Consider the following 13,729-nt stretch of genomic DNA (forward strand, 5'->3'; position numbering starts at 1 on the left):
CAGGCTCAAGCGCCGCAAGATACGGACGCTGCCAGCCGATTGCAAAGGATAACGACCAAGCGCCCTGCCCGGCGACGAAATATCCACCCGCCACGCGGGAAAAGTTTCCGCGCCGCAGCCCGAGCCCCGCCGGACGGGAGTTCCGTCGCATAGGCAAGCTGCCGGGTGGCCGGTATACTCCGGCGCAATTAACGCATTTTCAAGGATTTCGCCATGAAGCGCCTGATCTCTTCCCTTGCTGCGCTCGTCGCGGTTGCCTGTCTCGTTTCGGCCTGCGGTCAGAAAGGCCCGCTGTACCTGCCCGATGAAGATCAGGACCCGGCCGAGCAAGCCCAGTCTTCGCAAAAGCAGCCTGTCTCCAAGGCACACAAGCACGACGTTTACTAAGGGATCGCCATGGACGCTTTTAACTACCGTGGCGGGGAACTGTTCGCGGAAGGTGTGGCGCTGTCCGCCATCGCCGATCGCTTCGGCACACCGACCTACGTTTACTCCCGCGCCCACATCGAGGCCCAGTACCTGGCCTACGCCGATGCGCTGGCCGGCATGCCGCACCTGGTGTGCTTCGCGGTCAAGGCCAACTCCAACCTCGGCGTCCTGAATGTCCTGGCCCGTATCGGCGCCGGTTTCGACATCGTCTCCCGTGGCGAGCTGGAACGCGTGCTGGCCGCCGGCGGCAGCCCGGACAAGATCGTGTTCTCCGGCGTCGGCAAGACCCGTGACGACATGCGCCGTGCGCTGGAAGTCGGCGTGCATTGCTTCAACGTCGAATCCACCGACGAGCTCGAGCGCCTGCAAGTGGTCGCCGCCGAGCTGGGCGTTCGTGCGCCGATCTCGCTGCGCGTGAACCCGGACGTAGATGCTGGCACCCACCCGTACATTTCCACCGGTCTCAAAGAGAACAAGTTCGGCATCGCCATCGCCGACGCCGAAGACGTGTACGTGCGTGCCGCGCACCTGCCGAACCTGGAAGTGGTCGGCGTCGACTGCCACATCGGTTCGCAACTGACCACTCTGCCGCCGTTCCTCGATGCCCTCGACCGCCTGCTGGATCTGGTCGATCGCCTCGGCGATTGCGGCATCCACCTGCGCCACATCGATCTCGGTGGTGGCCTGGGCGTGCGTTATCGCGATGAAGAGCCGCCGTTGGCCGCCGATTACATCAAGGCTGTACGTGAGCGTCTGGTCGGTCGTGATCTGGCGCTGGTGTTCGAACCGGGCCGCTTCATCGTCGCCAACGCCGGCGTGCTGCTGACTCAGGTCGAGTACCTCAAGCACACCGAGCACAAAGACTTCGCCATCGTCGACGCGGCGATGAACGACCTGATCCGCCCGGCGCTGTACCAGGCCTGGATGGACGTGACTCCGGTCAAGCCACGCGAGACCGCTGCGCGTACCTACGATGTCGTCGGCCCGATCTGCGAAACCGGCGATTTCCTCGCCAAGGAACGCGAACTGGCGCTGGAAGAAGGCGATCTGCTGGCCGTGCATTCGGCCGGTGCCTACGGTTTCGTGATGAGCTCCAACTACAACACTCGCGGCCGTGCCGCCGAGGTGCTGGTAGATGGCGATCAGGCATTTGAAGTGCGTCGCCGCGAGACCGTGGCCGAGCTGTTTGCCGGCGAAAGCCTGCTGCCGGAGTAACCCCATGCTGCTGCGTTTTACCAAGATGCACGGCCTGGGCAACGACTTCATGGTTCTCGACCTGGTCAGCCAGCACGCGCATATTCAGCCCAAGCACGCAAAAATGTGGGGCGACCGGCACACCGGCATCGGTTTCGACCAGTTGCTGATCGTCGAAGCGCCGAGCAATCCGGATGTGGATTTCCGTTACCGGATCTTCAACTCCGACGGTTCCGAAGTGGAGCAGTGTGGCAACGGTGCGCGCTGCTTCGCCCGCTTCGTGCTCGACAAGCGTCTGACCGCCAAACGTCAGATCCGCGTCGAGACCAAGGGCGGCATCATCGAACTGGACGTGCGTAATGACGGCCAGATCGGCGTGAACATGGGCGCCCCGCGCCTGGTGCCGGCGGACATTCCGTTCCAGGCGCCGGAGCAGGCCCTGAGTTATCAGGTCGATGTCGACGGTACGCCGGTCGATCTGGCGGCGGTATCGATGGGCAACCCCCATGCGGTGCTGCGGGTCAACGATATCAACACTGCACCGGTGCATGAACTGGGGCCGAAAATCGAACACCATCCGCGCTTTCCGGCGCGGGTCAACGTCGGCTTTCTCCAGGTCATCGACCGCCATCGCGCACAACTGCGCGTCTGGGAACGCGGCGCCGGGGAAACCCAGGCCTGCGGCACCGGTGCCTGCGCTGCTGCTGTAGCTGCGATCAGTCAGGGGTGGATGGATTCGCCACTGCTGATCGACCTGCCGGGCGGGCGCCTGTCCATTGAGTGGGCAGGCCCCGGCCAACCGGTCTTGATGACCGGCCCGGCAGTGCGCGTATACGAAGGACAAGTGCGTCTTTGAGTGAGCAGAAGCCATGACCGATAAGCCTCAGGTACCCGCCCGACAGTCCGGTGAATCAGCGTCCGAGAGCCTGGAGGCGGCAGCGGTTGCCGCGTACCTGGAGGCTCATCCGGACTTCTTCGTCGAGCATGAAGAACTGCTGCCGTCCCTGCGCATCCCCCATCAGCGCGGCGATACCGTCTCGCTGGTCGAGCGCCAGATGGCCATCCTGCGCGACCGCAACATCGAGATGCGTCACCGCCTCTCGCACTTGATGGACGTCGCCCGGGACAATGATCGCCTGTTCGACAAGACCCGTCGCCTGATCCTCGCGCTGATGGACGCTGCCACCCTGGAAGACGTGGTGATCAGCGTCGAGGACAGCCTGCGCCAGGATTTTCAGGTGCCCTTCGTCAGCCTGATTCTGCTCGGTGACAACCCGGCCCCGGTCGGTCGCTGGGTGACCCACGCCGATGCGCAGACCGCCATCGGCGGATTGCTCACCGAAGGCAAGAGCGTCAGCGGCAGCCTGCGCGAGCATGAGCTGGACTTCCTGTTCGGCGAAGAACAACGCAAGCAGATCGGCTCCACCGCCGTGGTCGCTGTCAGCCACCAGGGCATCCACGGGATTCTGGCCATCGCCAGCCGTGATCCGCAGCACTACAAGAGCTCGGTCGGCACGCTGTTCCTCAGCTACATCGCCGAAGTCATGGGTCGCGTGCTGCCACGGGTCAACAGCTCCCTGCGCTCGGTACGCTGAGCATGGAACGACAACTGGACGCTTACTGCGAACACCTGCGCAGTGAGCGGCAGGTGTCGCCGCACACGCTGTCGGCCTACCGACGCGACCTCGACAAAGTCCTCGGCTGGTGCAACAAACAGAACATTGGCAGCTGGCAGGCGCTGGACATCCAGCGCTTGCGTAGCCTGATCGCCCGCCTGCATGCCCAGGGCCAGTCCTCGCGCAGCCTGGCGCGCCTGCTCTCGGCGGTGCGCGGGCTCTATCACTACCTGAATCGCGAAGGCCTCTGCGATCACGATCCGGCCACCGGCCTGGCACCGCCCAAAGGCGAACGCCGCCTGCCGAAAACCCTCGACACCGACCGCGCCCTGCAACTGCTTGAGGGTGCGGTCGAGGACGATTTTCTCGCACGGCGTGATCAGGCGATTCTGGAGTTGTTCTACTCCTCCGGGCTGCGTCTGTCGGAGCTGACCGGGCTCAATCTCGATCAGCTCGATCTGGCCGACGGCATGGTTCAGGTACTCGGCAAGGGCAGCAAGACACGCCTGTTGCCGGTCGGCAAAAAGGCCCGGGAAGCACTGGAGCAATGGCTGCCGCTGCGGGCGCTGACCAATCCGGCGGACGACGCGGTATTCGTCAGCCAGCAAGGCCGACGCCTCGGCCCGCGAGCGATTCAGGTGCGGGTCAAACTGGCCGGCGAGCGCGAACTGGGGCAGAACCTGCACCCGCACATGCTGCGGCACTCCTTCGCCAGCCATTTGCTCGAGTCCTCCCAGGACCTGCGCGCGGTGCAGGAACTGCTCGGTCACTCGGACATCAAGACCACCCAGATCTATACCCACCTGGACTTCCAGCACCTGGCGGCGGTCTACGACAGCGCCCATCCACGGGCCAAACGCATGAAAGGCGACGATTCATGAGCATCCAGTTGATCACCTTCGACCTCGACGACACCCTGTGGGACACCGCCCCGGTGATCGTCAGCGCCGAAGCGGTTTTGCGCGAATGGCTGAGCGAACATGCGCCGAATCTGGGCGCGGTGCCGGTGGAACATCTGTGGTCGATCCGCGAGCGGGTGCTGGCCAACGAGCCGGGTTTGAAGCACCGCATCAGCGCGCTGCGCCGGAGGGTGCTGTTCCATGCGCTGGAAGAAGCCGGGTACGCCCACGGCGAAGCCTCGGAGCTGGCGGACAAGAGTTTTGAAGTGTTTCTGCATGCGCGGCATCAGATCGAGGTGTTCCCGGAGGTCGAGCCGATCCTGGAAACCCTCGCCAAACACTACGCCCTCGGCGTGGTCACCAACGGCAACGCCGATGTCCGTCGTCTCGGGCTGGCGGACTACTTCAAGTTTGCGTTGTGCGCCGAAGACATCGGCATCGCCAAGCCGGATGCGCGACTGTTCCATGAAGCATTGCAGCGCGGTGGCGTGAGCGCCGAAGCCGCTGTGCATATCGGCGATCACCCGGGGGATGACATCGCCGGGGCGCAGCAGGCCGGATTGCGTGCGATCTGGTTCAACCCGGCCGGCAAGGTCTGGGAAGCGGAACGCCTGCCGGATGCCGAGATTCGCAGCCTCAACGATCTGCCTGCAGTGCTCGCCCGCTGGAACAGTCGCGGCTAATTTTCTTTCGTCCATGAAAAAGCCCGCAGCGACGGCGGGCTTTTTCAGCAAGCAAGCGACACGCCTCAGATAGGGCGGCTGCCGTACTTGTTGTCCGGCTTCTTGGGCGGATCGGCGACCACGTTGGCCTCCACTTCCTGCACCTTGCCGCCGCGCGCAAGGAACTCTTCCATGGCCTTGGCCAGGGCATCGCGCTCCTTGTTCTTGGCTTCGATGCTCGGCAACTCGTCGACCGACACCGCAGCCTTGGCCTTGCCTTTGGCAGCCGGGGCCGGCGTATCGTCACCGCCATCGTCTTCAGCAACGTCTTCCGCTGCTGCTTCCAGACCGTCTTCGGCCTCGTCTTCGTCGCCTACTTCGAGGTCGTCGTTTTCCAGATCATCGTCGCTCATGTTCTACCTCATGACTTGCGAAAAGCAGATTAGTTATAGACCAGCTTTGGCGACTGTCGAAAGTCGCCGGAAAAAAATCAGTAACCATTGGTGACCAACGGTTTATGCCCCTTCACCGTGCAAGGTGGCGAGGACTTTACGGGCACCGCCATGATCACGGTGCTCGCCCAGGTAAACGCCTTGCCAGGTGCCCAGTGCCAGTCGGCCCGCCGTTACCGGCAAACTAATCTGACAGCCCAGCACGCTGGCCTTGAAGTGCGCCGGGAGGTCGTCCAGGCCTTCGTCGTTATGCTCATAGCCGTCTGCTCCTTGTGGGATCAGACGATTGAAAAATCGTTCGAAGTCGCGACGTACCGCCGGATCGGCGTTCTCGTTGATGGTCAACGACGCCGAGGTATGCTGCAGCCACAAATGCAACAGACCGACCCGGCATGCCTTGAGTTCGGGCAGGCCGGCGAGCAACTCTTCCGTTACCAGATGAAAGCCCCGGGGCCGTGCCCGCAGGGTTATCAGAGTCTGTTGCCACATACAGTTCTCCGCACGTTCGGGGCGCATTCTAGCGCGCTCTGGAAAAAAACAAAGGCCCTAATATTCCTTCAATGATGTAAGCCTTTGGCCGCAGAAAAACACTCGTCGTAAACACGACCAAAGCAGTACGAAAAATCCTTTCAGCTGTATCAGGGAAGACAAATTCCAGACAAAAAAATGCCCGGCAAGCCGGGCAAGTTTTTTGCGGCGCGTGCTTACAGGTTGTAGCCGCGCTCGTTGTGTTGTGCCAGATCCAGGCCGACCGATTCTTCTTCCTCTGTCACGCGCAGACCCATCACGGCATCCAGCACCTTGAGGATGATGAAGGTGACGATCGCGGTGTAGATCACGGTGAAGCCGACGCCTTTGCACTGAATCCAGACTTGTGCGGCGATGTCGGTGACGGTGCCGAAGCCACCCAGCGACGGTGCGGCGAACACACCGGTCAGGATCGCGCCGAGGATACCGCCGATACCGTGCACGCCGAAGGCGTCCAGGGAGTCGTCATAACCGAGTTTGCGTTTCAGCGTGGTGGCGCAGAAGAAGCAGACCACGCCCGCAGCCAGACCGATCACCAGGGCGCCCATCGGGCCCACGGTGCCAGCGGCCGGAGTGATCGCGACCAGACCTGCAACGACGCCGGATGCGATACCCAGTGCGCTTGGTTTGCCGTGGGTGATCCACTCGGCGAACATCCAGCCCAGTGCAGCAGCGGCGGTGGCGATCTGAGTCACCAGCATTGCCATGCCGGCGGTGCCGTTGGCAGCCGCAGCGGAGCCGGCGTTGAAGCCGAACCAGCCAACCCACAGCATCGCCGCGCCCATCAGGGTGTAACCCAGATTGTGTGGCGCCATCGGGGTGGTCGGGAAGCCTTTGCGTTTACCCAGTACCAGGCAGGCAATCAGACCGGCCACACCGGCGTTGATGTGCACCACGGTGCCGCCCGCGAAGTCGAGCACGCCCCAGTCCCACATCAGGCCGCCGTTGCCGGACCAGACCATGTGTGCGATCGGTGCATAGACCAGGGTGAACCAGATGCCCATGAAGATCAGCATCGCGGAGAACTTCATCCGCTCGGCGAACGCACCGACAATCAGCGCCGGGGTGATGATCGCGAAGGTCATCTGGAAGGTGATGAAGACCGCCTCGGGGAACAGCGCCGCCGGGCCGGTCAGGCTCGCTGGCGTGACACCGGCCAGGAACGCCTTGCCGAAACCGCCCACGAACGAGTTGAAGTTGACGACGCCCTGCTCCATGCCGGTAGTGTCGAACGCAATGCTGTAGCCATAAATGACCCACAGGACGCTGATCAGACCGGTAATGGCGAAGCACTGCATCATCACGGAAAGAATGTTTTTCGACCGAACCATGCCGCCGTAGAACAGCGCGAGACCAGGAATGGTCATGAACAGCACAAGGGCGGTGGAGGTGAGCATCCAGGCGGTGTCGCCGGAGTTCAGGACTGGAGCTGCCACTTCGTCTGCCGCCATGGCCAGGCCGGGCATTACGATAGACAACAGGGCTCCTAGCCCTGCGAATTTACGCAGAGTCATATTGTTTTCTCCTGGGGCGTTGGGTTTGTGGCGGCGTTTAGATCGCGTCGGTATCGGTTTCGCCGGTACGGATGCGGATCGCCTGTTCCAGATTGACCACGAAGATCTTGCCGTCACCGATCTTGCCGGTGTTGGCAGCCTTGGTTATCGCCTCGATAACCCGATCCAGATCCTTGTCGTCGATGGCAACGTCGATTTTCACCTTGGGCAGAAAATCGACCACATACTCCGCGCCGCGATACAGCTCGGTGTGACCCTTCTGCCGACCGAAGCCTTTGACTTCAGTAACGGTAATGCCCTGCACGCCGATTTCGGACAGCGACTCGCGCACGTCGTCCAACTTGAACGGCTTGATGATGGCAGTGACTAGCTTCATGAAACTCTCTCCCGAATTGGTGGACTTGCCCCAGGAAAACAAACCCGACTCAAGTCTAAGCGCAGTGCCTGGCTTTGTAACGCTTCGTTGTCGACGCCAGCTAACCGCTCCAGACGAAACTCCCCGCTCCGTCTGCCGCACTGCATTCGTCACAGCGACTGCATCAGTGCATGGGTCGAAGGTGACTAAGCAGAAAGCTTGCCATCTCGCCAAAAACCACTGATTTCAATCCCTTGGCCGCTGCCGCAGATGCCATCACCCAAATGGCACTCGGGATACGCACAACAACGGTGCGTGGCCGTGCATCCAGTTGCGCGAAAAGCGTGCATCCGTGCCTGCGTCAATGACTATAGACACTGCGTGATACACTGCCGGCCATAGTTTCCAGGACATATCCCATGCTCGCGCCCAAAGACTTTCTCGACGCCCTGAGTGGCACCGCCTCCCGCCTGTTCAGCGGCGACACGCCCTTGCCAAAAGCCGAAATCGAAAGCCAGTTCAAGATGCTGCTGCAAAGTGCCTTCAGCAAACTGGACCTGGTGAGCCGCGAAGAGTTTGACAGTCAGATGGTGGTACTGGCGCGCACTCGCGCCCGGCTCGAGAGCCTTGAGGCGAAGGTGGCTGAGATGGAAGCGAAGCTGACGCCGCCGGCTGAGTGAATATTGAGAAGCTAAAACCGCTCCTGCCGAGGCAGGAACGGTTTCCGTCGGTTCAATTCTTACAGCGAATTATTCCAACGGTCTCGCAGAATCTCGTACAGGCGAAAAGCCCATAGCACGATCCTGACGAGGCGCCACATATGTTTAAGAAACTTAGACATATTTTGGCCCTCCTTGCGTGGGGCCAAACCTCCGATGCTCTTTCCGGCGTACGAACACCTTCGGGACTACACACGAGTGTGCCCACCAAGGCGGCCGGGTGTGGGTCCCCCAAAACAACACCGGCACGGGTCTCACACCGCGTCGAGGAACATGAAAATCGTTATGTTCCCGACCACACTTTGCGAACACTCGATGAGTGGGCATCGTCGCAGCGGATGGTATGGCAGACCTTGAAAAGCAATTTAAACAAGTTGTATCAAGTCATTAATCGAGAGCTGGCAAAGAGAGGGTTATGCCTCATTCCAGCTCACAATGGGTTGGCGAAAATTTCGCTGATGCTTGCGCCAACGATCAAACATGCATAACCTCGGGACACGCGAGTGTGTCCACTAAGGATGCGCAGGCCTTGGCCTCACCGAAGCCTGCAACTAAAAACCGTCTCCTCAAGGCGGTTTTTTTTCGCCTCGAGATATGTGCGGCTATCGAACGCAACATCCTGTGAAGGTTTGCCCAAGCAACTGTCCCTCCAACACTCCCCTCCCCGACTACCCTTCAAAAACCCGCAGGAAGCGGCCCCTCGATTCAACTCAAGGAACGACCATGTCCCTCGCCATCGTCCATAGCCGCGCCCAGATTGGCGTGGATGCTCCCGCCGTCACCGTCGAAGTTCACCTCGCCAACGGCTTGCCCTCGCTGACCATGGTCGGCCTGCCCGAAGCGGCAGTGAAGGAGAGCAAGGACCGGGTGCGCAGTGCGATCATCAATTCCGGGCTGCAGTTTCCGGCGCGGCGGATCACGTTGAATCTGGCGCCGGCGGATTTGCCCAAGGATGGCGGGCGGTTCGATCTGGCGATTGCGCTGGGGATTCTGTCGGCGAGTGTGCAGGTGCCGACGTTGACGCTGGATGAGGTGGAATGTCTGGGTGAGTTGGCGTTATCCGGCGCCGTGCGGGCGGTGCGCGGGGTTTTGCCGGCGGCGCTGGCGGCGCGCAAGGCCGGGCGGACGCTGGTGGTGCCGCGGGCAAATGCCGAGGAGGCTTGTCTGGCGTCGGGGCTGAGGGTGATTGCGGTGGATCATCTGCTGGAGGCCGTGGCGCATTTCAACGGGCATACACCGGTCGAGCCTTACGTCTCTGATGGGCTGATCCATGCCGCCAAACCCTATCCCGACCTGAATGAAGTACAGGGCCAACTGGCCGCCAAACGGGCGCTGCTGATTGCCGCCGCCGGTGCCCACAACCTGCTGTTCAGCGGGCCACCGGGGACGGGCAAGACGTTGCTGGCCAGTCGATTACCGGGGTTGCTGCCACCGCTGGCCGAGAGTGAAGCACTGGAGGTGGCCGCGATTCAATCCGTCGCCAGCGGCGCACCGTTGACCCACTGGCCGCAGCGCCCGTTTCGCCAACCGCATCACTCGGCCTCCGGGCCGGCGCTGGTCGGTGGCAGTTCAAAACCGCAACCCGGCGAAATCACCCTCGCCCATCACGGCGTGCTGTTTCTCGATGAGCTGCCCGAGTTTGATCGCAAGGTGCTGGAGGTTCTGCGCGAACCGCTGGAATCCGGCTGCATCGTGATTGCCCGTGCCAAGGAGCGCGTGCGGTTTCCCGCGAGATTCCAGCTGGTGGCGGCGATGAATCCCTGTCCCTGTGGATATCTTGGCGAGCCGAGCGGCAAGTGTTCGTGCACGCCGGACATGGTGCAGCGCTATCGCAACAAACTCTCAGGGCCGTTGCTGGACCGGATCGATTTGCACCTGACGGTGGCGCGGGAGGCGACAGCGCTGAACCCTGCGGTAAAACCGGGAGAGGACAGCGCCAGCGCGGCCACATTGGTCGCAGAGGCCCGCGAGCGTCAGCAAAAACGCCAGGGCTGCGCCAATGCGTTTCTCGATTTGCCGGGGCTGAAGAAGCACTGCAAGTTATCCACAGCCGATGAAACCTGGCTGGAGACGGCGTGCGAAAGACTGACCTTGTCGCTGCGCTCGGCGCATCGGCTGCTCAAGGTCGCGCGGACGTTGGCGGATCTGGAGAAGCGCGCGGATATCAGTCGCGAACATCTGGCCGAAGCTTTGCAGTATCGGCCGGCGACTCAGTAAGTGCCGAGGTCGTGGCGGGCCCAAACGCAAGCAGGCTCGCTCTCACAGGTCCAACAAAAACCCTGTGGGAGCGAGCCTGCTCGCGATCGCTATTTCAGAGGCGCCTCAACGGAAGCGGTCGACCTCTTGGCGCAGGTCGGCTGCCAGACCTTCCAGCTCCTTGGCGGTGATTGCCAGGTTCGACACCACTTCGCGCTGCTCGCTGTTGGCCATCGCGATGCTCTGCAGATTGCTGCTCAACAGCGTCGCGGTGCTGCTCTGTTCCTGGGTCGCGGTGGTGATCGCCGCAAACTGTTGCCCTGCCGAACGGCTCTGCTCATCGATCCGCGCCAGCGCCGAAGCGACATTGGCGTTACGCGACAGGCCTTCCTGCATCAGCACGTTGCCTTGTTCCATGGTGCTGATGGCGTTACCGGTTTCCTGCTGAATGCTGTGGATCATGCCGGAGATTTCGTCCGTCGCCTGACGGGTGCGCGACGCCAGATTGCGCACTTCATCGGCCACCACGGCAAAGCCGCGACCTTGTTCACCGGCACGGGCCGCTTCGATGGCGGCGTTGAGTGCCAGCAGGTTGGTCTGTTCGGCAATCGAGGTGATCACGCTGACGATACCGCCGATTTCCTGGGAGCGCTGACCGAGCGTGTTGATCACGGTGGCCGTGGTGTTCAGTGCGCCGGCAATCTGCTCCAACGAGGAAGACGCTTCTTCCATCGACGTGCGACCGATCTGGGTCTGCTGAGCGTTTTCCTGGGCCAGACGCTGGGTGTTGCCCATGTTGTCGGCAATGTTCAGCGACGTGGCGGAGAACTCTTCAACGGCACCGGCCATGCTGGTGATTTCGCCAGACTGTTGCTCCATGCCTTCATAGGCGCCGCCAGACAGACCCGACAGAGCTTGAGCCCGACGGTTGACCTCTTCCGAGGCGCGGCGGATGTGCTCGACCATGGTCGACAGGGCATGGCTCATCTGGTTGAACGCGCGAGCCAACTGGCCAATTTCGTCGTTGCTCGACACGCTCAGACGTACGCTCAGATCACCGGCACCCAAGGCTTCGGCCTGACGGACCAGATCACCCAGCGGCGCCAGCTTGCTGCGCAGCAACCAGACCACGGAACCGACCGCCAGCAGCATCGCCAGCAGACTGCCGATGGCCAGCTGAGTGCCGACGCTCCATGTAACTGCGCGGATCTCGGCTTTCGGCATGCTCGCCACCACCGACCACGGGCCGCCTTCGAACGGCACGGCGATGCTGTAGAAGTCTTCGGACTTGTCGCTCCAGAACTGTCCTTTACCCGGCGCTTTCGCCAGACCGTTGATTACGGGAACCGCTTGATCCAGCGCCTGCACACCGGCCGGCGCCACCAGCCACTGGTTCTTCTCGTCCAGCAGCGCCAGCGAGCCGGTCTGGCCGATACGGAAGCGCTTGAGATTGGCGAACTGGGCGTTCTGCGCGTCGGTGTAATCGAAGCCGACGAACAACACCGCGATTACCTTGCCGCTGCTGTCACGCACCGGGGTGTACTGAGTCATGTAGGAGCGATCGAACAGCAAGGCGCGACCGACGTAACCCTGCCCCGCCATCAATTTCGCATAGGCCGGGTGAGCGTGGTCGAGTACGGTGCCGATGGCGCGGGTGCCGTCTTGTTTGCTCAGAGAGGTGCTGACGCGAATGAAGTCTTCGCCGCTGCGCACGAACAGCGTGGCGACACCCGCCGTCATCTGTTTGAACTCGTCGACTTCCTTGAAGTTGTTGTTCAACACTTCGCTGCCCAGGTGCAGGCCCGGGGTCTGGGTGCCCGCGACATTGACCGGCTCGCTCGGGTGAATGCTCAGGCCTGCGCTGAAGCGCTTCTCGAACAGCCCGCTCAGGCGCTGGGTGCTTTCACGCAGCGTGCCGTGAAAAGTGCTCAGCTGATCGGCGAGCAGGCGTGCCTCGCTGGCCAGGTGTTCTTCACGGGTGGCGAGGTTGGCGGTGTCCAGCGAACGCAGGGCGAACACCGTACTGCCGCTGATGACTATCGCCAGTATCACGGCGAGCGCGAGGCCCAGCTGCGAGGCGATCCGAGCGCGAGGTTGAGACATGGACAGCTCCTGGCCGAGCCACGGGATCCTCCTTGATCCCGACTCGGAAATTTTCTAATAGTGGGGGGTGAATCGTGGAGACCGGCACGACGGTTCCACATGCACGTATTCGGCGGTAAAACCGAATACTTGAGCGATCAGCAGGGGTATAGCGAAAGGCCGGCATTGTGCAGGCTCGAACGTTTCAGCTCAAGCGCGTGACCGCCGGCAGCGCCATGGCGCGGACTTCGCCTTGCAGGAAGTCGCTGAGGCGGCGCAAACGTTCACCTCCCGGACGGGTCTTTGGCCACACCAGGTAATAATTCAGTCCGCTGGCGACCGCCGTCGGCCACGGCAGACTCAAGCGTCCCTGGGCAACGTCTTCGGCCACCATCAGCAGATCGCCCATGGAAACCCCATAGCCCCGAGCCGCCGCAATCATCCCGAGCTCCAGGGTATCGAACACCTGCCCGCCCTTGAGCGACACCTGATCCGACAGCCCCATGTGTTCCAGCCAGCTGCGCCAGTCGCGGCGATCCGGCGTCGGGTGCAGCAACTCGGCGCTGGCCAGCCGCGCCACGTCCCACGGCTGATCGTTGAGCAGATTCGGCGCGCCGACCGGAATCAGCTCCTCCGGAAACAGCAGGCTGGCTTCCCAGTCCGGCGGGAAATGCCCGTCACTGAGCAACACCGCGCAGTCGAAGGGCTCGTTGTTGAAGTCCACCGAATCCACGTCCATCCACGCGCTGGTCAGTTGCACTTCGTTGCCTGGCTGCAAATGGCGGAAACGACTGAGCCGCGCCAGCAACCAGCGCATGGTCAGGGTCGACGGGGCTTTCATGCGCAGGATGTCATCTTCGGCGCGCAAGGTATTGCAGGCCCGCTCAAGCGCGGCAAAGCCGTCACGGATGCCCGGCAGCAGCAGGCGTGCCGACTCGGTCAGTTGCAGATTGCGCCCGCTGCGGTGGAACAAGCGGCAGGCGAAATGCTCTTCGAGCGTGCGGATGTGCCGGCTCACCGCACTCTGAGTGATCGACAACTCTTCGGCTGCCCGGGTGAACGAACTGTGGCGGGCCGCCGCTT

14 protein-coding genes are annotated in these 13,729 nt (G+C 62.1%); 8 read left to right on the forward strand and 6 right to left on the reverse strand.

Annotated elements, in window-relative coordinates; all coding sequences use genetic code 11:
- Positions 1-213: 213 nt before the first annotated feature.
- Genes lptM through PMI24_RS06120 form a run of 6 tightly spaced genes read left to right on the forward strand, consistent with a single transcriptional unit; the run spans position 214 to position 4,821 of the window.
- On the forward strand, positions 214-387 hold the full coding sequence (lptM, locus tag PMI24_RS28710; RefSeq protein ID WP_007951888.1) for an LPS translocon maturation chaperone LptM: 174 nt from the start codon (positions 214-216) through the stop codon (positions 385-387).
- A 9-nt stretch (positions 388-396) separates the two neighbouring features.
- Positions 397-1,644, forward strand: a complete 1,248-nt coding sequence (lysA, locus tag PMI24_RS06100; protein ID WP_007951889.1) for a diaminopimelate decarboxylase — start codon at positions 397-399, stop codon at positions 1,642-1,644.
- 4 nt (positions 1,645-1,648) lie between these two features.
- Positions 1,649-2,479, forward strand: a complete 831-nt coding sequence (dapF, locus tag PMI24_RS06105) for a diaminopimelate epimerase (protein ID WP_007951891.1) — start codon at positions 1,649-1,651, stop codon at positions 2,477-2,479.
- A gap of 13 nt (positions 2,480-2,492) precedes the next feature.
- On the forward strand, positions 2,493-3,218 hold the full coding sequence (locus PMI24_RS06110; RefSeq protein ID WP_007951894.1) for a DUF484 family protein: 726 nt from the start codon (positions 2,493-2,495) through the stop codon (positions 3,216-3,218).
- Between the two features lie 2 nt (positions 3,219-3,220).
- Positions 3,221-4,120, forward strand: coding sequence for a tyrosine recombinase XerC (gene xerC, locus PMI24_RS06115; RefSeq protein ID WP_007951897.1), 900 nt, complete (start codon positions 3,221-3,223; stop codon positions 4,118-4,120).
- Positions 4,117-4,821: an HAD family hydrolase gene (locus PMI24_RS06120; protein WP_007951898.1), complete on the forward strand. Its 705-nt coding sequence runs from the start codon at positions 4,117-4,119 to the stop codon at positions 4,819-4,821. Before xerC ends, PMI24_RS06120 begins: the two co-directional genes overlap by 4 nt.
- Before the next feature lie 65 nt (positions 4,822-4,886).
- Here PMI24_RS06120 and sutA read toward each other — a convergent pair whose 3' ends face one another.
- The 4 genes from sutA to glnK all read right to left on the reverse strand — a co-directional run bounded on the left by sutA (position 4,887) and on the right by glnK (position 7,670).
- Positions 4,887-5,213 (reverse strand): transcriptional regulator SutA, encoded by a 327-nt coding sequence (gene sutA / locus PMI24_RS06125; protein WP_007951900.1) that lies wholly within the window; start codon positions 5,211-5,213, stop codon positions 4,887-4,889.
- A gap of 102 nt (positions 5,214-5,315) precedes the next feature.
- Positions 5,316-5,741 carry a secondary thiamine-phosphate synthase enzyme YjbQ gene (locus PMI24_RS06130; protein ID WP_007951902.1) on the reverse strand — a complete coding sequence of 142 codons (426 nt, stop codon included), beginning with the start codon at positions 5,739-5,741 and terminating at the stop codon, positions 5,316-5,318.
- Between the two features lie 215 nt (positions 5,742-5,956).
- Entirely contained in the window at positions 5,957-7,294 is a 1,338-nt protein-coding gene (locus PMI24_RS06135; protein WP_007951904.1) for an ammonium transporter, read from the reverse strand.
- 37 nt (positions 7,295-7,331) lie between these two features.
- Entirely contained in the window at positions 7,332-7,670 is a 339-nt protein-coding gene (gene glnK, locus PMI24_RS06140; protein WP_002555808.1) for a P-II family nitrogen regulator, read from the reverse strand.
- A 398-nt stretch (positions 7,671-8,068) separates the two neighbouring features.
- Here glnK and PMI24_RS06145 point away from each other — a divergent pair, with 398 nt between their 5' ends.
- Both PMI24_RS06145 and PMI24_RS06150 read left to right on the forward strand, forming a co-directional pair.
- A complete protein-coding gene (locus tag PMI24_RS06145) occupies positions 8,069-8,329 on the forward strand; it encodes an accessory factor UbiK family protein (protein ID WP_007920416.1) in 261 nt (86 codons plus the stop codon).
- 762 nt (positions 8,330-9,091) lie between these two features.
- Entirely contained in the window at positions 9,092-10,585 is a 1,494-nt protein-coding gene (locus tag PMI24_RS06150; protein ID WP_007951905.1) for a YifB family Mg chelatase-like AAA ATPase, read from the forward strand.
- A 105-nt stretch (positions 10,586-10,690) separates the two neighbouring features.
- Here PMI24_RS06150 and PMI24_RS06155 read toward each other — a convergent pair whose 3' ends face one another.
- Entirely contained in the window at positions 10,691-12,667 is a 1,977-nt protein-coding gene (locus tag PMI24_RS06155) for a methyl-accepting chemotaxis protein (RefSeq protein WP_007951911.1), read from the reverse strand.
- Positions 12,668-12,851: 184 nt separating this feature from the next.
- A partial coding sequence (locus PMI24_RS06160) for a LysR substrate-binding domain-containing protein (RefSeq protein ID WP_007951913.1) occupies positions 12,852-13,729 on the reverse strand: 878 nt, incomplete at its 5' end.

Origin of the sequence: Pseudomonas sp. GM25, from assembly GCF_000282255.1 — a bacterium.
Lineage (GTDB): Bacteria > Pseudomonadota > Gammaproteobacteria > Pseudomonadales > Pseudomonadaceae > Aquipseudomonas > Aquipseudomonas aphyarum.